This window comes from Sphingomonas sp. (assembly GCF_041661885.1).
GTDB lineage: Bacteria > Pseudomonadota > Alphaproteobacteria > Sphingomonadales > Sphingomonadaceae > Sphingomonas.
The window spans coordinates 21398-39945 of the sequence record NZ_JBAZTL010000007.1 but is presented as its reverse complement, the minus strand read 5'-3'; the positions used below and the strand labels follow the sequence as shown (position 1 = coordinate 39945).

General features: G+C 63.8%; 18 protein-coding genes and 2 tRNA genes. 11 read left to right on the top strand and 9 right to left on the bottom strand.

What is annotated here, in order from left to right:
* Positions 1–5 precede the first annotated feature (5 nt).
* Positions 6–677 carry an O-methyltransferase gene (locus WC704_RS13795; protein WP_372890831.1) on the bottom strand — a complete coding sequence of 224 codons (672 nt, stop codon included), beginning with the start codon at positions 675–677 and terminating at the stop codon, positions 6–8.
* 5 nt (positions 678–682) lie between these two features.
* Positions 683–1591, bottom strand: a complete 909-nt coding sequence (locus WC704_RS13790; RefSeq protein ID WP_033965763.1) for a class I fructose-bisphosphate aldolase — start codon at positions 1589–1591, stop codon at positions 683–685.
* Positions 1592–1711: 120 nt separating this feature from the next.
* Between WC704_RS13790 and WC704_RS13785 the strand changes: the two genes are divergently transcribed.
* Entirely contained in the window at positions 1712–2227 is a 516-nt protein-coding gene (locus WC704_RS13785) for a TlpA family protein disulfide reductase (protein WP_372890830.1), read from the top strand.
* 5 nt (positions 2228–2232) lie between these two features.
* Here WC704_RS13785 and pgk read toward each other — a convergent pair whose 3' ends face one another.
* From pgk to gap, 3 genes are read right to left on the bottom strand one after another with little or no spacing between them, the layout of a single operon-like run.
* Entirely contained in the window at positions 2233–3426 is a 1194-nt protein-coding gene (pgk, locus tag WC704_RS13780) for a phosphoglycerate kinase (RefSeq protein ID WP_372890829.1), read from the bottom strand.
* Between the two features lie 5 nt (positions 3427–3431).
* Positions 3432–3890 (bottom strand): MOSC domain-containing protein, encoded by a 459-nt coding sequence (locus WC704_RS13775; RefSeq protein ID WP_372890828.1) that lies wholly within the window; start codon positions 3888–3890, stop codon positions 3432–3434.
* Positions 3890–4900 (bottom strand): type I glyceraldehyde-3-phosphate dehydrogenase, encoded by a 1011-nt coding sequence (gene gap, locus WC704_RS13770; RefSeq protein WP_372890827.1) that lies wholly within the window; start codon positions 4898–4900, stop codon positions 3890–3892. The genes WC704_RS13775 and gap overlap by 1 nt, the downstream gene beginning before the upstream one ends.
* Before the next feature lie 198 nt (positions 4901–5098).
* Here gap and WC704_RS13765 point away from each other — a divergent pair, with 198 nt between their 5' ends.
* From WC704_RS13765 to WC704_RS13750, 4 genes are all read left to right on the top strand, one after another.
* Positions 5099–5284, top strand: a complete 186-nt coding sequence (locus WC704_RS13765) for a hypothetical protein (protein WP_372890825.1) — start codon at positions 5099–5101, stop codon at positions 5282–5284.
* A complete protein-coding gene (locus WC704_RS13760) occupies positions 5284–5571 on the top strand; it encodes a cell division protein ZapA (protein WP_372890823.1) in 288 nt (95 codons plus the stop codon). Before WC704_RS13765 ends, WC704_RS13760 begins: the two co-directional genes overlap by 1 nt.
* Positions 5572–5811: 240 nt before the next feature.
* The gene (locus WC704_RS13755) at positions 5812–6366 is read left to right on the top strand and encodes a 5-formyltetrahydrofolate cyclo-ligase (RefSeq protein ID WP_372890821.1); all 555 of its coding nucleotides are present in this window, start codon (positions 5812–5814) and stop codon (positions 6364–6366) included.
* Complete coding sequence (locus WC704_RS13750) at positions 6363–6575, top strand: DUF2842 domain-containing protein (RefSeq protein ID WP_372890819.1); 213 nt, start codon at positions 6363–6365, stop codon at positions 6573–6575. The genes WC704_RS13755 and WC704_RS13750 overlap by 4 nt, the downstream gene beginning before the upstream one ends.
* A 23-nt stretch (positions 6576–6598) precedes the next feature.
* Here WC704_RS13750 and WC704_RS13745 read toward each other — a convergent pair.
* From WC704_RS13745 to WC704_RS13735, 3 genes are all read right to left on the bottom strand, one after another.
* Positions 6599–6675 (bottom strand) — tRNA-Asp (locus WC704_RS13745).
* A 170-nt stretch (positions 6676–6845) separates the two neighbouring features.
* Positions 6846–6922 (bottom strand) — tRNA-Asp (locus tag WC704_RS13740).
* A 45-nt stretch (positions 6923–6967) separates the two neighbouring features.
* The gene (locus WC704_RS13735; protein WP_372890817.1) at positions 6968–8182 is read right to left on the bottom strand and encodes an AI-2E family transporter; all 1215 of its coding nucleotides are present in this window, start codon (positions 8180–8182) and stop codon (positions 6968–6970) included.
* 53 nt (positions 8183–8235) lie between these two features.
* Between WC704_RS13735 and WC704_RS13730 the strand changes: the two genes are divergently transcribed.
* Together WC704_RS13730 and WC704_RS13725 are read left to right on the top strand one after the other, a co-directional pair.
* A complete protein-coding gene (locus WC704_RS13730) occupies positions 8236–9702 on the top strand; it encodes an FGGY family carbohydrate kinase (RefSeq protein WP_372890815.1) in 1467 nt (488 codons plus the stop codon).
* A 43-nt stretch (positions 9703–9745) separates the two neighbouring features.
* On the top strand, positions 9746–10720 hold the full coding sequence (locus WC704_RS13725) for a lysostaphin resistance A-like protein (RefSeq protein WP_372890813.1): 975 nt from the start codon (positions 9746–9748) through the stop codon (positions 10718–10720).
* A gap of 10 nt (positions 10721–10730) precedes the next feature.
* Here the strand turns inward: WC704_RS13725 and WC704_RS13720 are convergent, their stop codons facing one another.
* Positions 10731–12431 (bottom strand): class I adenylate-forming enzyme family protein, encoded by a 1701-nt coding sequence (locus WC704_RS13720; RefSeq protein WP_372891276.1) that lies wholly within the window; start codon positions 12429–12431, stop codon positions 10731–10733.
* 194 nt (positions 12432–12625) lie between these two features.
* Between WC704_RS13720 and WC704_RS13715 the strand changes: the two genes are divergently transcribed.
* From WC704_RS13715 to WC704_RS13700, 4 genes are all read left to right on the top strand, one after another.
* The gene (locus WC704_RS13715; protein ID WP_372890811.1) at positions 12626–13846 is read left to right on the top strand and encodes a serine hydrolase domain-containing protein; all 1221 of its coding nucleotides are present in this window, start codon (positions 12626–12628) and stop codon (positions 13844–13846) included.
* A gap of 100 nt (positions 13847–13946) precedes the next feature.
* Positions 13947–15980 carry a 3-hydroxyacyl-CoA dehydrogenase NAD-binding domain-containing protein gene (locus tag WC704_RS13710; protein ID WP_372890809.1) on the top strand — a complete coding sequence of 678 codons (2034 nt, stop codon included), beginning with the start codon at positions 13947–13949 and terminating at the stop codon, positions 15978–15980.
* Positions 15973–17334, top strand: coding sequence for an amidase family protein (locus WC704_RS13705; protein ID WP_372890807.1), 1362 nt, complete (start codon positions 15973–15975; stop codon positions 17332–17334). The genes WC704_RS13710 and WC704_RS13705 overlap by 8 nt, the downstream gene beginning before the upstream one ends.
* Complete coding sequence (locus tag WC704_RS13700; protein ID WP_372890805.1) at positions 17335–18516, top strand: acyl-CoA dehydrogenase family protein; 1182 nt, start codon at positions 17335–17337, stop codon at positions 18514–18516. It abuts the gene before it with no gap.
* Positions 18517–18548 lie beyond the last annotated feature (32 nt).

Sequence of the window (18548 nt, the reverse complement as noted above, 5' to 3'; positions counted from 1 at the left end):
CGTGCTCAGACCGCTTCCACCACGGCCAGCACAAAGCCATCCCATTTCTTCGCGCCAACGGTCTGCACGGCGGTGGCGCTCAACCGGGGTTCGTTGGCGATCATCTCGAACAGCGCCCGTACCCCGTGAACGCGCGAGTCCGCACTCGCTGCGTCCAGCACCTCCCCCTCGCGCACGACGTTGTCGATGACGATCGTCGTGCCCGGTCGTGCCAGCGCCATCGCCGCGCGGACATAGGCCACGCTGCTTTCCTTGTCGGCGTCAACAAAGACCAGGTCGAAGAGCTCCTCGCCTTGTGCGATCATCGCCTCAAGCGACGACAGTGCCGCGCCGACGCGAATCTCGACCCGGTCGCCAAGACCGGCGCGCGCAATGTTGTCGCGCGCGACCGCCGCGTGATGCGGTTCGATCTCCAGCGTCACCACTTGTCCGCCCTCAGGCAGCGCGCGCGCCAGCCAAATCGTCGAATAGCCGCCAAGCGTGCCGATCTCGAGAATGCGGCGCGCACCGACCATCCGCGCGAACAAATGCAACATCTTGCCCTGCGCGGGCGAAACGTCGATTTGCGGCAGCCCAGCGGCGGCGTTGGTGGCGAGCGCGGCATCCAGGGCGGCGTCAGCACTCAGCAAATGGTCAACGATATAGGCGTCGACCGCACGCCACGCCGCCCCGGACATCGCGTTTACTCCTCGCCCTTGTAGATCGCGATGATCTTGGCGAGCATCTCGAGCGCCTCGGCGCGCGGGCGCTGGAAGGTGTTGCGGCCGATGATCGAGCCGTTGCCGCCGCCATCGCGAATGTCGCGCGCATCCTGATAGACCGCATCGGCGCCCTTGGCCGCACCACCCGAGAATACCACGATGCGCCGCCCGGCAAAGCTCGCCTGGACGACATGGCGGACGCGGTCCGCCTGTTTCGACCAGTCGGTGCCCTCGTACAGCGGTTTGGCTTCTTTCTGCTCGATATGGTCGCTCGGCAGCTTCACCTTGATGATGTGTGCGCCCAGCAACGCCGCCATGTGCGCGGCATAGGCACCAACATCGAGCGCCAGCTCGCCTGATTTGGGCAGGATACCACCGCGCGGATAGGACCAGATCACGGTGGCGATGCCGACCGATTTGGCCTCGGCGGAAAGTTCGCGGATCTGGCCGATCATGTCGAACAGGTCGTCCGACCCCGGATAGATGGTAAAGCCGATCGCCGCGCAGCCAAGCCGCACCGCATCCTCGACACTGCCCGTCACCGCCTGGTTTGCGCCCTGCGCCCAGCTATTCGAACTGTTGACCTTGAGGATCGTCGGGATTTGCCCGGCAAAGGTTTCGGCCCCGGCTTCGAGCATACCGAGCGGCGCGGCATAAGCCGACAGGCCGGCGTCGATCGCGAGCTGATAATGATAATGGGGATCATAGGCCGCAGGATTGACCGCGAAGCTGCGCGCGGGCCCGTGTTCGAAACCCTGGTCAACCGGCAGAATCACCAGCTTGCCCGTTCCGCCGAGCTTCCCCTGCATCAGGATGCGGGCGAGATTGGCCTTGGTGGCAGGGTTGTCCGACTCATATTTGTCGAGAATGGCCTTGACCTGTGGCGTCATCGGAAGCTCCCATTACCTATGGTTGTTGCAGCGGCTGTTAGCCGTGCAGGGCACCGGGAGCAACGCTTGACGCACCCTTGTTGGCGCGGCACCTTCCCGTTTCCACCTGGGGGAAAACCGATGCTGCCTTTGTCCAAGATATCTCAGCGCCTTGCACTGGGGCTTGCCGCAATCGCCTTGCTCGGGGGCAGCGGGCCGCCCAAGGTCGGAGACATCGCACCGCCTTTCGAACTGACGTTGATCGACGGCACCAAAGTCTCCTCTGAAGCACTGCGCGGCCAGGTGGTGGTGCTCAACTTCTGGGCAACGTGGTGCGGGCCATGCAAGCGCGAACTTCCGACGCTCGACCGCTATTATGACATTCAGAAGGAACACGGCCTGAAGGTTTTCGCCATCGCAACCGAAGATTCGCTGCCGCTGTTCCAGCTCAAGAAGCTGTTCGCGGCGATGCACATGTCGTCGGTCCGCAAGATCAAAGGCAATTATCCGACCCTTGGGGGCGTGCCGACCAACTATATCATCGATCGATCGGGCCATGTCCGTTACGCCAAGGCATCAGCGTTCGACCTCGACGCTTTGAACGAAGAGCTGGTCCCGCTGCTGCGCGAGCCAGCCCCCTCCGTTCCGTCAAGCTGAACCGATCAGCCCCGCGCGAGCGCCGCCACGCCGGGGAGATCCTTGCCTTCCATCCATTCGAGGAACGCGCCGCCTGCGGTTGAAACAAAGGTGAAATCGTCGGCCACGCCCGCCTGATTGAGCGCGGCCACGGTATCGCCGCCGCCAGCCACCGAGACGAGCGACCCGCTCTTGGTCAGCGCCGCCGCCGTTTTCGCCAGCGCAACCGTGGCCGTGTCGAACGGCGGCGTTTCGAAGGCGCCGAGCGGGCCGTTCCACACCAGCGTCCGGCAAGTCTTGAGCACATCGGCCAGCGCCTCGGTCGCGGCTGGCCCGATGTCGAGGATCATCTCGTCCGCAGCAACTTCATGCACGTTGACAGTGCGAACCGGCGGGTTGGCGCGGAATTCCTTCGCCACCACTACATCATACGGCAAATGGATCGTGCAGTTTGCGCCGTCCGCAGCTTCGAAGATCTCCTCCGCCGTTCCAGTCAAATCGTGCTCGCACAGCGATTTGCCGACATCGACCCCGCGCGCGGCGAGGAAGGTGTTGGCCATACCGCCGCCGATGATGAGATGATCCACCCGCGTTACAAGGTGCTTGAGTACGTCGAGCTTGGTTGAAACCTTGGCCCCACCGACCACCGCCGCAACGGGATGCTCAGGGTTGCCCAGCGCCTTGTCGAGCGCGTCGAGTTCGGCCTCCATCGCGCGACCGGCAAAGGCGGGCAGCTTGTGCGCGAGCCCCTCAGTCGAAGCGTGCGCGCGGTGCGCGGCGGAGAAGGCGTCGTTGACGTAAAGATCGCCCAGCGCGGCAAAGCGATCGACCACTGCCGGATCGTTCTTTTCTTCACCCCCAAAGAAGCGGGTATTTTCGAGCACGGCGATATCGCCGGGCACCAACGCCGCAACCGCTGCCGCATCGCCTTCCCAGTCGACATAGGTGACCGGCCGCCCGAGCACGACTGCATAGGGGCCGACGAGTTGCTTCAGCGAAAACTCGGCAGACGGCACGCCCTTCGGCCGACCGAAATGCGCCAGGATCAACACGATCGCGCCCTTGTCGGCAAGTTCGGTGATCGTCGGGATCGTCGCGCGCAGCCGCGTATCGTCGCTTACCGCGCCATCGTGCATCGGCACATTGAGATCCTCGCGCACCAGCACACGCTTGCCGCGCACATCGCCCATATCGTCCAACGTCTTGAAGGCCCGCGTCATGTCCATCACTCCTCAAGAACCACTATTGCATCGCCAACGCGGATCATCCCGCCAGCCAGAACCCGCGAACAGGCGCCTCCGCGCCAGTCGGGCAGCAGCGCTGCCTTCAACCCGGGCGCAAGCGCTTCCATGCGTTCGCACGGATCGGTCTCGCGCGTAATCATCACGATCACCGTCTCGCCAATCCGCAGCCGCGCGCCGGGAAGCTGCGGCAAATCAAGCCCATCGACCAGCAAGTTCGCACGACGCTCGAACCAGGGCAGGTTATGCCCCACCTCAGCCATCGCCGCATCCCAATCGCCACGTTCCAGTAACGTGACTTGCCGCCGTCCCTTGCCACCGGGCTTGATGACGCCGTGAAAATCGCTGTGGAGACCGCCGTCCACTGTCACTTCGACATGGTCGACGGTCTCCATCGGGCCTTTCGGGCGCCCGTGGCGGGCAATGCCCGCCAGCACCCCCATCAGAGGAACTTGCCCATCGCTCCTGCGGTATCGACCATGCGGTTGGAGAAGCCCCATTCATTGTCATACCAGCTAACGACGCGGACCAGCTTGCCGTCCATAACCGCCGTTTCCAGGCTATCGACCGTCGACGAGGCCGGCGTGTGGACGATATCGACCGAAACCAGCGGCTCGTCGGAAAACACCAGCACGCCCTTGAGCGGGCCGCTTTCCGACGCAGCCTTCAGGATCGCGTTGACTTCGTCTTTGGTCGTCTCGCGCGACGGCATGAAGGTCAGGTCGATCAGGCTGCCATCGGGAACCGGCACGCGGATCGCCGAACCGTCGAGCTTGCCCTTCAGTTCGGGCAGCACTTCGCCGACCGCACGCGCGGCACCCGTGGTGGTCGGGATCATCGACATGGCAGCGGCGCGCGCGCGGCGCAGATCGGGGTGGATCTGGTCGAGGATCTTCTGGTCGTTGGTGTAGGCGTGAACCGTGGTCATCAGGCCGCGCTCGATGCCGATCGCATCGTTCAGTACCTTGGCGACGGGTGCGAGGCAGTTGGTGGTGCACGATGCGTTCGACACGATCGTGTGCTCGGCGGTCAGCTTGTCATGGTTGACGCCGAAAACGACGGTCAGATCGACGCCCTTGCCGGGCGCCGAAATCAGCACTTTCTTGGCACCGGCATCGAGATGCTTCTGGCAGCTCGCGCGATCGGTGAAGAAGCCGGTGCATTCGAGCACGATGTCGATGCCCTGCTCGGCATGGGGCAAATTGGCGGGATCACGCTCGGCGGTGACGCGGATGCGCTTGCCGTCGACGACCAGATCGTTGCCCTCTGCCGAAACTTCGCCCGGATATTTGCCATGCACCGAGTCGCGGCTGAACAGCCAGGCGTTGGACTTGGCGTCGGCAAGATCGTTGATCGTGACGAGTTCAAGCCCGCTATCGCCACGCTCCAGAATGGCGCGTGCGACAAGGCGACCGATACGCCCGAAACCGTTGATCGCTACCTTGATCGTCATAATGCTGGCTCCTTCAAGCGGCTGACCCCGTAGCAGCGCGCCACCGAGTCCTTCGAATGCGCGCGTCTTTGCGGGCGACAGGCGGGCGCGTCAACCGCCCGCCCCGTTCCTCCATCTGCATCGCGCAATCCGAACGGATGACGCGAAGGCGTCACAAATGCGCCTTGTCCCCGCGCCGCGCCATGCTATCTCAACGAAATGGCAGACGTTCCTTATCCTGCCGCGCTCGACCGGATCGACCGTGCCCTCGCTCGCATCGACGCCGCCGCCCAAGCGCGGACGACCCGCTTTGAGGCACTTTCGCGCCGCCATGAAACGCTGCGCGCCCGCATGACCGACGCCATCGCCGCCCTCGACGCGATCCTCGAACGCGAGGGCGAGTGATGGCCGACGTTACGCTGACGATCGGCGACCGTCGCCACACCGTTGCCTGCCCCGATGGGCAGGAGGATCAGTTGCTCCGCCTCGGCACCCTGCTCGACGCGAAATGGGCCACCGCCGCGCGCGCCTCAGGCGGGATGAATGGCGAGCGCACGATGCTGTTCGTCGCCTTGATGCTGGCCGATGCACTGGACGAGGCGGAGCGTCGCCCCGCGAAGATCCAGGATGAGGTGCTGCTCACGCGCATTGCCGAACGGCTCGAAGCGCTCGCCAGCTCCCTTGAGCAATAGCGCGCAAGCGCCTATATCGTTTGGCGGCGGGCACTGCCCGGTACGAGCCTTTATTATCCCTGAGGCTATTCATCATCCAAGGGGGCTGTCCCTGCCCGGGCCCTGGCCCGACGCACATGGTCCCCACCTGACGTACCGTGCGTCAGAGGATAACCCGGCACACGGCCACGGCGGTCCCGCCACCCCGCTTTTCCGTGGCGCTCCGGCCACGTATGGGCCGTTGCCCGACGAGATACCGTGATGCAGACGACGATCGACAAGCGGGCGTTGCGCCCACGGATCCGCGCCGAGCGCGACGCCTTTTTCGCGCGTTCGCCCGCACCGATCGAGGCACCGACGCCTTTGCTTGCGCTGCTGAAGCCGGGGCGGATCGTTACCTCCTACATGCCCATCGGCAGCGAAGCCGATCCCCGACACCTCACTGCCGCAGCGATTGCCTCAGGCTGCCGTCTGGCCTTGCCCCATATAACCACGCGGGAAGCGCCAATGCGCTTTCTGGAGTGGGATGGGCGCTCCGCGCTTGTCGAGGGGCGGTATGGGCTCTCCCAACCTCCCGGCGACGCGCTGGCGGTGCAACCCGACATCATCCTCACGCCGCTGCTGGCATTCGATGCGAAGCTCGATCGGTTGGGGCAAGGTGCCGGCTATTACGACCGCGCCTTCGCGGTGTTCCCCGAGGCGTGGCGGATCGGGGTTGCGTGGAGCGTGCAACAGGTGGAGACGTTGCCGACCGAAGCGTGGGACATGCCGCTCCATGCCATCATCACCGAATGTGGATGGATTCCCCGACCATGACCCCAAGTTGGCGTAAACCGGTCGGGATGCTGGCGATTTTGGTGTTGATCGGCGTGTGGTGCCTTCTCGTCGTCAGCCTGTCCCGGTTTGTCGGCGGCTGGCATCCGTTATTGCAAGCGGCCTTCTATCTGATCGCTGGCATCGCCTGGATCTGGATTCTGCCGATGCGGCGGATGCTGGCGTGGATGGAGACGGGAAAATTTCGCTGAATTCCCCTTGGTGTGAAAGGGAATGGCGCGAGTGACGGGGCTCGAACCCGCGACCTCCGGCGTGACAGGCCGGCGCTCTAACCAACTGAGCTACACCCGCTTGAGAAGCGAGAGGCGCGGCTCCTAAGCGACACCCCCTACCCTGTCAATGACCTCAGGCGGACACGATACGATTGATCCTCGAACCGTGGACACAGCCGCCTCAGCCGAGGCCCGGAATGTTGAGAAAATCGTGGGATATCGCCGCCTTCCCAAGCAATTTGCGGGGAATGGCGCGAGTGACGGGGCTCGAACCCGCGACCTCCGGCGTGACAGGCCGGCGCTCTAACCAACTGAGCTACACCCGCTTGAAAAGCGTGAGGCGCGGCTCCTAAGCGACACCCCCTAGCCTGTCAACGCTCCGTTTCACTTTCTTCGAAAGAAGCATCGACGCGACTGCGCCCCGGCCGGGTCAAGGTGCCGTGTTCGAACAGAAAACCTGCAATATCAGGCTTGCCCGCTGCACCAAGGACGGTCTGGATGATAATCAGCAACGGCACCGCCAGCAGCGTGCCCGCCGTGCCCCACACCCAGCTCCAGAAACTGATCGAGACGAGAATCATGATCGGGTTGATCGTCAGGCGATGCCCCACAATCAGCGGCGTCACCGCATTGGCCTCGAGCAAATGGCATCCCACCATCACAAAGGCGGGCACAAGCGCGACCCAAATGTCATGGAACGTCATCAATCCACCGAGCGCGAGCAACAGCGCCGATGTGAACGGCCCGAAATACGGCACATAGTTGAGCAGCGCGACAATGCCGCCCCACATGAGCGGATATGGCATACCCATCACCCACAACACACCTGCAATCACCAGGCCGAAGGACAGGTTGATGATCGTGATCGTGCCGAGATAGGCCGATGTATCGTCCACCACATCCTGAATGACGCGCGCGGTGGCCATCGCCCCGCCAAAACTTGCGCGGCTGGTGATCGTTTTCTTGCGCAACCGCGTCCAGCCGGACAGGAAGAAGAACACCACCAGGATGCCGAAAAACACCTGCACGATCACCGATGGCGCAAAGCTCGCCGCCAGTTCGAGGATCGAGCTCGGCGGCGCGACGGCGGCAGTGGCCGGGGCCTTGACCGGACCCGAAGCGGCGAGATGCTGCACCGTCCGGTTCAGATAGCGCTCGAAGCTCGAATATAAATCGATCAGCGGCGCAATGTTCATCTGGATGCGGTCGATCCGTTCGGGAAGCCGCCGGAAAAATTCGGTCGCGGGCACCACGATCGCGGCCAACGCGACGTTTGCCGCCACCAGGAACAGCAACACACAGGTCAGCGCGGCGAGCGACGAGGGAACACCGCGCCGTTCCAGCCATTCGAGTATCGGCACCAGGGCGATGGCGATGACCAGAGCCGCCGTGATCGGCAGGAAAAATTCCGCCCCTGCCTTCAACGCAAACGGCAGCGCCACCGCCAACCCGATCCCCGCGATCAGCGTCAGCGCCGCCAGCAAACGATCGCGCCGTATGTCGATCCGATGTTCCTCCGCCGAATCGACATCGCGCGACACGCTCAACCCGAAGGCGCCACTCTTGCTTTGGTCCCGATCTGCCATGCCATTTCCCTAGCGGCATTCCCTCGCCGCGCAAACCGCGCTAGCCCTGTTACATGTCCGATTTGATCCTTGTCATCGACGAAGGCACCACCTCGACCAGAGCGATGCTGTTTCGTCCGGGCGGTGCCTGTCTCGCCACGGCTGCGGCGGAACTTACCCAATTTTACCCCGAGCCCGGGCGGGTCGAGCACGACGCCGCCGAAATCTGGGACAAGACGCTCGCCGTCACCCGCACGGTGATCGACAAAGCCGGGGGTGCCGAAAAGGTCGCCGCGATCGGCATTACCAACCAGCGCGAAACGATCGTGTTCTGGGACCGCGAAACGGGCGAGCCGCTTGCTCCCGCAATCGTCTGGCAGGATCGCCGTACCGCCGCGACGTGCCGCTCGCTGAAGGAAGTGGGCCATGAGCCGATGGTGCAGACCAAGACCGGCCTGTTGCTCGACCCCTATTTCTCGGGAAGCAAAATTGGCTGGGCGATGGCGCATTGGGATGCGGTCAAAGCCGCCGGAACGCGACTCGCCGTCGGCACGGTCGAAAGCTGGCTGATCTGGAAGTTGACCGGTGGGCTGCACATTACCGATGCAACCAATGCCAGCCGCACCGCACTGATGGCAATCGGCAGCGGCCATTGGGACGATGGCCTGATCGAACTGTTCGGCGTGCCGCGCACGGCCTTGCCCGAAATCGTCGATTGCGCGGGGCGATTCGGCGAAACCCGATTGTTCGGCGCGCCAATCCCGATTTGCGGCATCGCCGGGGATCAACAGGCAGCGACCATCGGCCAGTCCTGTCTTCAGATCGGCGAGACCAAGGCAACCTTTGGCACCGGGGCCTTTGTGCTGAGCCAGGCCGGGCCGATTCCCCCGGCCTCACGCAACCGTTTGCTCTCCACGATTGCGTGGCAAATCGATGGGCGACGCGCTTATGCCCTCGAGGGATCGGTGTTCGTCGCGGGCAGCCTGATTAAATGGTTGCGCGATGAGATCGGCCTGATCGGCACCGCTGCCGAAACCGAAGCGCTTGCCCGCAGCGTGCCCGACAATGGCGGCGCCTATCTTGTTCCGGCGCTTTCGGGCCTCGGCGCGCCGTGGTGGGAGCCCGAAGCACGCGCCGCCATCTCGGGTCTCAGTTTCTCGACCGGCAAGGCGCATATCGTTCGCGCCGCGCTGGAGGCGATGGCGCATCAGGCGCATGACCTGAAGACCGCCTTTGCCGCCGATGGCGTCGATTGGGCGAGCGTGCGGATCGATGGCGGCATGGTCGCCAACAACTGGATGGCACAGGACATGGCCGATATTCTCGGGGTTAATGTCGAGCGCCCCAGATTTGCCGAAACAACCGCGCTGGGTGCGGCGATGCTGGCGGGCGTGGGCTGCGGGCTGTTCACGGGTCTTGCCGAGGCGAGCGCGATGCGGGGGCAAGTCGAAACCTTCACACCGCACTTGGCGGCGGACGCGCGCGCCGCCCGGCTCGATGGGTGGCGCAGCGCGGTACGGCGCGTTATCGCACCCGACTGAACGATCACGCATCGTCGAGAATTTTGGATTGCGGGGGACATTCATGACCGACACCGAGAGCACCCAACCCCGCAACCGGGGACTCCGCCACATCTTTATCGGGAGCGATGGACTGCGCGCGGGCTGGAGCCTGCTGCTGTTTTGCGTGATCCTGACGGTGCTGTCGATCACCGCTGTGGCGGTGGCAACCTTCATAAACGGGCGGCCGTCCCACGCCCCCGCTGGCGCGCCGCAAGGCGTTATCCCATCAATCAAGGGCGAAGCACTCTCTTTCGTCGTGCTGTTGGTGACCTCTTTGCTGATGTCATGGATCGAGCGTCGCCGCTTCGTCGCTTATGGCCTGCGCCGGGAGCGCGCACTGCCCGATGTGCTGACCGGCATGGCGTGGGGCATCGCGATGCTTTCGCTGCTGGTGGGAATGCTGACGCTATCGGGCGCGCTGGTGTTCGATGGCTTTGCGATCAGCGGCGGCACGGCATTGGGGTATGGCGCAGCGTGGTTCCTTGCCTTCTGCCTGGTCGGGGTGTTCGAGGAATTTCTGACGCGCGGCTTCCTGCAATATACGCTCGCGCGGGGCGTTGCCGGAATCGTGCGCGCCGTGGCCCCCGACAATAAGCGCGCTCGCACGATCGGCTTTTGGGTGGCGGCGCTGGTCTTCTCGGTCGGGGTGTTCGCGGCAGGTCATCTCGCCAACAAGGGCGAGACGGCGATGGGCCTGGTCAGTGTCGCGCTGGCCGGGCTGACCTTCGCCTATGTGCTGTATCGCACCGGCTCGCTGTGGTGGGCAATCGGCTTTCATGCGACGTGGGACTGGGCGCAGTCCTTCCTCTACGGCGTGCGCGATTCAGGGCTCGCGGTGCAGGGGCATCTGCTCGTCTCGCACCCGGCGGGTGCCGCCTTGCTGTCGGGCGGCGACACCGGGCCGGAGGGGAGCGTGCTTGTCGTGCCAACGTTGCTCCTTACCGTGTTCATCATTCACCGCACGTTGCCGCGTCGCGCGACCGCCTTCGACGCGTAATCGCACGGGCTCAAGCGGCGGCGCGATCCTCGAACAGGCCCTTCAGGTCCTTTTTCAGGATTTTGCCATTGGCATTGCGCGGCAGCGTTTCGTGGACGAAGCGGATCGCCACCGGCGTCTTGAACACCGCAAGCCGCTCGCGCACCCATGCCTGCAATTCCGCCTCGGTTGCGGTCGTGCCTGGCGCAAGGTGGACCACCGCCGCCGGTTCCTCGCCCAATGTGCGATGCGGGATGCCGATCAACGCGCAATCGGTCACCGCCGGATGCGCGTAGAGGACGTTTTCGACCTCCGATGAATAGATGTTCTCGCCACCACGGATAATCATGTCCTTGGCGCGATCGACGATATAGACGAAGCCTTCCTCGTCGAGCCGCGCGAGATCGCCGGTACGCACCCAGCCATTGACGAAGGTGGCGGCGGTTGCCTCGGGCTTGTTCCAATAGCCTTTCACCACCATTGGCCCGCGCGCCCACAATTCGCCGACTTCGCCGACCGGCAGTTCGGAAGTGCCGTCTTCGTCCATGATCTTGAGGTCGGCAACGGGCACGGGCGGCCCAGCGCTGGTCGGTCGCGCGAGATAGTCCTCCGCCCCGTGCCCGGTCACCGTCGCCATCGTTTCGGTCATGCCCCAGCCGTTCGACGGCAGCGCGCCAAATTCGGTGTAAATCCGCCGCACCAGCTCGGGGGCAGACGGCGCACCGCCATAGGCGATCATCTCCAGCGAGGAGAGGTCGTATTTGGCGCGGTCAGGATGCTCCAGGATCTGCCAGGCGATCGTCGGTACGCCGCCAGTGGCATGAACCTTCTCCGTCTGGATAATCTCCATCGCGCGGACCGGATCCCATTTGCGCATGAACACCAGCGTGTTGCCTGCCGCAATCGAGCCCATCATCGTCGCGCTGCACGCCGTTACATGGAACATCGGGATGACGGTGAGATAGGTTCTGGGTTCAGGCTCCGGCACTGCCACGCCGCGCCGGACAAAGCCGCGCGCGCCGCCAAAGGCGGAGCTGAGGATATTGGTCATCAAATTGCGATGCGTGCCGAGCGCCCCCTTCGGATTGCCGGTGGTGCCGCTGGTATAGAAAATCGTCGCATCATCGTCGGTCGCAATGTCGACCGGGGGCAGCGCCGTATCGGGCAAGCGCGCATAATCGTGCGGCGTGCCGATCAAATCCTCCAGCCGTCGCGCGCCATTGCCGACCGCACCCGAGGCACGCGCAACGACCATCGTTTCCAGCGCCGGCAAGCGAGGAGCGTGCGCCACCAGCCGCTGATAGCGCTCGTCATCGACGAACAACACGCGACAGCCCGAATCGGTGATGCCATATTCCAGCTCGCCCGCCGTCCACCACGCATTGAGCGGCACCACGATTGCACCAATGCTGGCGGCGGCGAAGAAAATCACCGGCCATTCGGGCAAATTGCGCATCGCCAGCCCGACGCGGTCGCCCTTGCCAATTCCCATCCCCACCAGCACATGCGCCAGCGCCGCCACCGCGCGAAAATTCGCCGCGTAGCTGATGCGCTCATCCTCATAGACGGTAAACACCCTCTCGCCGTGCATCCGCGACGCCGCGATCAGCCAAGCGAGCGACGGCGGCGCGTGCTTCCACACGCGGGTGGGGAGGCCATTGATCGTTACGGTCTCGATCTCGAACTTGCTGCCCGCCGCCGTCAACGCAGCGTTGGCCTGCGCCAGGGTCATTTTCGGCCATGCCGGATCAAGCACGACAAGCGGTTCTGTATCCACGACGCATCCTCTTCCACGGCTTGCCGGAACGTTCGAGTTGAAACTCGGGTTTGTCGGAACCGGCGCTTATTGCAAGGTTAGTGTTGATTCGTGCGCGACTCAAGGCAATAGGAGAGCAAGGCTTTCGAAGTGAGGGTATGGAAATCGACATGAGCGGAACGATGCCAGCGATCGGGCGATTCGACGCAGCACGGCTGAACCGCATCGATGCCTTTCTGAAGGAGCGTTATCTCGATTCCGGACGGCTGGCGAACGCACAGATCCTGATCGCGCGCGGCGGTGAAATCGCGCATCTTTCCTCGCAGGGGCCAGCGCGCGAAGGCGGCAAGAGCATCGATGAAGGATCGCTGTTCCGCATCGCATCGATGACCAAGCCGGTCACCTCGATTGCCTTCATGATGCTGCTCGAACAGGGCAAGGTCGCGCTCGACACCCCCGTCCACCACGTGCTGCCCGCGTTCAAGGGCGTCGGCGTGTACAATGGCGGCGGCGGCGGTGTGCCGTTCCAGACGCGCCCGACCACGGAGCCGATGCGGATGCTCGACCTGCTCCGCCACACCTCGGGGCTGACCTACAGTTTCCAGAACCGGTCCTATGTCGATGCCGCCTATCGCGAGGGCAAAATCGAGAATTGGCACGGCAATCTCGATCTGGACGGTTTCATCGAGGCGGTCGCGAAAGTGCCGCTCGAATTTTCACCGGGCGAGGCGTGGAATTATTCGGTCTCGACCGACGTGCTGGGCGCGGTGGTCGAGAAGGTTTCGGGTCAGTCGCTCGCCGACTTTTTTCGCACGCAAATCTTCGCGCCGCTCAAGATGGACGACACCTTTTTCGCGGTGCCCGAAGACAAGATCGACCGGCTCACCGATTGCTACACCTTCACTCCAGAAAAGGGCCGCTTCCTGTATGACCGCGGCGAAGCGAGCGCGTGGAGCCGCCCGCCCAAACTGGTGTCGGGCGGCGGCGGCCTGGTTTCGACCGCACTCGATTATCATCGCTTCTGCACGATGCTGCTGAACGGCGGCGAGCTCGACGGCGCGCGTATCGTCGGGCGCAAGACGATCGAACTGATGACGATGAACCATTTGCCCGGCGGCTCCGACCTGTCGAAAATGTCCAAGTCGATGTTCAGCGAAACCACCAATGCCGGCACCGGCTTTGGCCTGGGCTTCGCGGTCAATATCGATGTCGCGCGCTCGATGATCCCGGGCTCGGTTGGCGAGTTTTATTGGGGTGGCATGTTCTCGACCGCCTTCTTCGTCGATCCGGTCGAGCAAGTGCACATGGTGTTCATGACGCAGATGAGCCCCAGCAACGTGTACCCGATCCGCCGCGAGCTGAAGACGTTGATCTACAGTGCGCTGACCTGACCCGCGCCGTGCTCCTGCGCAGGCAGGAGCCCAGAGTTACGAACGCCGCCCCTGCGGCCCTGGGCTCCTGCCTTCGCAGGAGAACAATGAGGAGAGAGAAATGACCAGTCCGATCACCACCGAACTCCACGACGACGTCCTCGTCATCATCTCGAACAACCCGCCAGTCAACGCGCTCGGCGCGGCGGTGCGGCAGGGGCTGGAGGCCGGGATCAAGGAAGGCCTCGCCAATCCGCAGGTGAAGGCGATGGTCATCCGCTGCGATGGCCGTACCTTCTTCGCAGGGGCCGACATCACCGAATTCGGCCGCCCGATGCAGGAGCCAGGCTTGCCGACCGTGGTCGACATGATCGAAGCCTCGGACAAGCCCGTTATCGCCGCGATCCACGGCACCGCGCTTGGCGGCGGGTGCGAGGTGACGCTCGGCTGTCATTACCGCATCGCCGTGCCTTCGGCCAAAATCGGCACCCCCGAGGTCAAGCTCGGCCTGCTCCCCGGCGCAGGCGGCACGCAGCGCCTGCCACGCATCGCGGGTGTGAAGCTTGCGCTCGAACTGACCGCCAAGGGCGATCCGATCCCGGCCAAGCTCGCTTTGTCCGCCGGGCTGATCGACCGGATTGCCGGTGAGGACAGCTTGGTTGCCGACGCGATCGCCTTCGCGCGCGAGGTGGCCGATGCCCGGCCCCTGCCCCGCGCGCGCGAAAAAGCCGCGCAGGCCGACCCCGAGGCGATTGCGGCGTTCAAGAAGGACAACGCCAAGCGCTTCCGTGGTTTCGATGCGCCCGCCGCCAACATCGCCTGCGTCGAAAAGGCAACCGACGGCTCCAGCTTCGACGAAGGCATCGCGTTCGAGCGGCAGGAATTTATGAAGCTGATGATGGGTGTGCAGTCCGCCGCGCAGCGCCACATCTTCTTCGCCGAGCGTCAGGCCGCCAAGATTGACGGCATCGATCCCAAGATCGCGTTGCGCGAGATCAAGCGCGTCGGCGTCATCGGCGCGGGTACGATGGGCGGCGGCATCTCGATGAACTTCCTCTCGGCTGGTATCCCGGTCACGATCGTCGAAATGGCGCAGGAAGCGCTTGACCGTGGCACCGGTGTGATCCGCAAGAATTACGAAGCGTCGGCTGCGAAGGGCCGGTTGAAGCCCGAACAGGTCGAGGCGGCGATGGGTGCGCTCAACCCCACGCTCGATTTCGATGCGCTGGCCGAGTGCGACCTCATCATCGAGGCGGTGTATGAGAATATGGACGTAAAGAAGGATATCTTCTCACGCCTCGACGCCATCGCCAAACCCGGCGCGATCCTCGCGTCGAACACCTCCTATCTCAACATCGACGAGATCGCCTCGGTGACCAAGCGCCCCGGCGACGTGCTCGGGATGCACTTCTTCTCGCCCGCCAACGTGATGAAGCTGCTCGAGGTGGTGCGCGGCGCGCAGACCGATGACGATGTCCTCGCCACCGTCATGGCGCTGTCCAAGACGATCCGGAAGGTCGCGGTCGTTGCCGGGGTGTGTGACGGCTTTATCGGGAACCGGATGCTGAAGCCGCGTCAGGTCGAGGCGATGAAGCTGCTGTTGGAAGGCGCCACGCCCGAGCAGATCGACCGCGTCCACGTCGCCTTCGGTATGCCGATGGGGCCGTTCCAGATGAGCGATCTCGCCGGCGTCGACATTGGCTGGCACCGCGACCCGACGCGCATCGAAAACATCCGCGACGCGCTCGCCGCCGAAGGTCGCTGGGGGCAGAAGACCGGCAAGGGCTTTTACGATTATGACGAGAAGCGCAACCCGACGCCCTCGCCCCGCGTGGCGGAAATCATCGAGGATTTCCGCTCCAAATCGAACCTGCAAAAGCGCGAAATCAGCGACGAAGAGATCGTAGAGAAGACGCTCTACACGATGGTCAATGAAGGCGCGCTGATCCTCGAGGAGAAGATGGCGCAACGCGCGTCGGACATCGATGTGGTGTGGATCTATGGCTATGGTTGGCCGGTCTATCGCGGCGGGCCGATGTTCTGGGCGGATACCGAAGGGCTCAAGAAGATTGTGGCGGGGCTTGGAAAGCACGGGTTCGCGGTGGCCGAACTGCTGAAATCAAAGGCGGAATCCGGTGGCCGGTTCAATGGGTAACCAATCTTCTTCTCCCTCTCCCCCGTGGGGAGAGGGTCGGGGAGAGGGGCGGCTCCGCACCGCCCACCAAACCGCCGCCGCGATCCGCTCCGGCGAAACCACCGCGCTCGCCGAATGCGACGCGGCGATCGCGCGCATCGAAGCGGGCGATGGGGCGATCAACGCGGTGGTCGTGCGGGATTTCGAGCGCGCGCGCGACACCGCGCGCGCAATCGACGCGAGCCCCAGGGGCGACCGCGCGTTGCTTGGCGTGCCGATGACCGTCAAGGAAAGCTTCGATATTGCAGGCCTGGTGACAAGCTGGGGCTTTGCCGACCATGCCGATCACGTCGCCACCGAAGATGCGGTCGCCGTTCAGCGGCTAAAGGCAGCCGGGGCCGTCATCCTCGGCAAGACCAACATCCCGGTCGGGCTTGCCGACTTGCAGACCAACAACCCCAATTACGGTCGCACGCGTAACCCCCACAATCCCGACCGTGTCAGCGGCGGCTCTTCAGGCGGATCGGCGGCGGCGCTGGCCGCTGGGTTCGTACCGCTCGAATTCGGTTCCGATATCGGCGGCTCGATTCGCGTGCCTGCGGCGTTTTGCGGCGTGTGGGGGCACAAGCCGACCTTTGGCATGATCGATACCGACGGCCATTATTTTCCCCGGACCAAGGGGGCCGCGCCCAATCTCAGTGTTATCGGCCCGCTCGCCCGCAATGCCGAGGATCTCGCACTCGCGCTGGACCTCACCAGCGATTTGCCGCTGCCCAAACCCGCACCGCGCCCGACGAGCGCCTGGCGTATTCTCATCCTTGCGCGCCATCCCCTGGCCGCGACCTCCACCGCCGTGGCCGCAGCAATCGAATCGGTTGCCACCGCCTTTGTGAACAGTGGAGCCAAGGTCGATCGCGACAGCGCGCTCTTGCCCGATCTTGCCGAACAACATGCCGATTATATGCGAATTCTGGCGGTGGCGATGGCGCGCGGACAGCCGCCTGTTGGGGGGCCGCCTTCAACGCCGATGATCGTGCTGCTCGATCGGCAGGCGGCCTGTCGGCGCGCGTGGCGTCGACTGTTCCGCGATTATGACGCCGTCATTGCCCCGGCCTGGGGCACCACCGCCTTTGCCCATGACGATACCCCCCTGCCCGAGCGGATCGCGCTGATCGATGGCGTGCCAACGCCATTCGCGGCGCAGATCGCTTATCCAGGCCTTGCGACCTTCCCTTTATTGCCCGCCACCAGCGTACCGGTCGGCATGGATTCCGATGGCATGCCGATCGGCGTGCAAGTGATTGCCGATCGCTATGCCGACCACACCGCCATCGCCGTTGCGCGTGCCGCCCACGATCTTGTCTGGAGCCGATGAATGACTCAGGATCTCAACACCTTCCGCCAAGAAACGCGCGCCTGGCTGGAGGCCAATTGCCCGCCCGAAATGCGCGAGCCGATCCGCTCGGAAAAGGACGCCTGCTGGGGTGGCCGCAACCCGGATTTCCAACCGGGCCAGAAGGAATGGATGGACGCAATGGCGTCGCGCGGCTGGACCGTGCCCGATTGGCCAAAGGCCTATGGCGGCGGTGGCCTGTCACCCGCCGAAACCAAGATTCTGCGCGAAGAGATGGCGGCAATAAAGGCGCGCAATCCGCTCAATTCGTTCGGTATTTCCATGCTTGGACCGGCGCTGCTCAAATATGGCACGGAAGCGCAGAAGCTTGACTATCTGCCCAAGATCGCGCGCGGTGAAATCCGCTGGTGCCAAGGCTATTCCGAACCCAATGCCGGCTCCGATTTGGCCAGCCTCGCCACTTCCGCCGAGGATGCGGGCGACCATTATATCGTCAACGGCCAGAAGGTTTGGACGTCCTATGCCGACAAGGCCGACTGGATTTTCTGCCTGGTTCGCACCTCCAAGGAGTCAAAGCAGGGCGGCATCAGCTTCGTGCTGTTCGACATGGCCTCACCCGGTGTTTCGACCAAGCCGATCTTGCTGATCTCGGGCTATTCGCCGTTCTGCGAAACCTTCTTTGACAATGTGAAGGTGCCCAAATCGCAGCGTGTGCATGAGGAGAATAAGGGCTGGGATGTCGCCAAATATCTGCTGGGCCATGAACGCGAAATGATTTCCGGCATGGGTCTGGCGGGAAGCGGCGGTAACCCGTTGATCGAAGGTGCGATTGCAACCGTCGGGCTCGACCATGACGGGCGCTTGGCCGATCCGCTGCTGCGCGCGGCAATCGCGACGTTCGAGGTCCGCTCACAGGCGTTCGGGGCGATGTCCGAACGCTTTATCGACGCGTTGAAGGCAGGCCGCGCGCACCCGGCGCAACCCTCGATGATGAAATATTACGGCACCGAGCTGAACAAGACCCGCTACGAATTGCAAATGGCGGCAGGCGGGTCGAACGCGCTCGAATGGGAAAGCGACGCGTCGGGCGGCGGGCGTGAGGCGCGCGCGTGGCTGCGGACCAAGGCAAATTCGATCGAGGGCGGGACGAGCGAGGTACAGCTCAACATCATCGCCAAGCGGATACTGGAATTGCCGTCGTAAAATCGAGGGAACCGTTACCCCGGTCTTGTGCC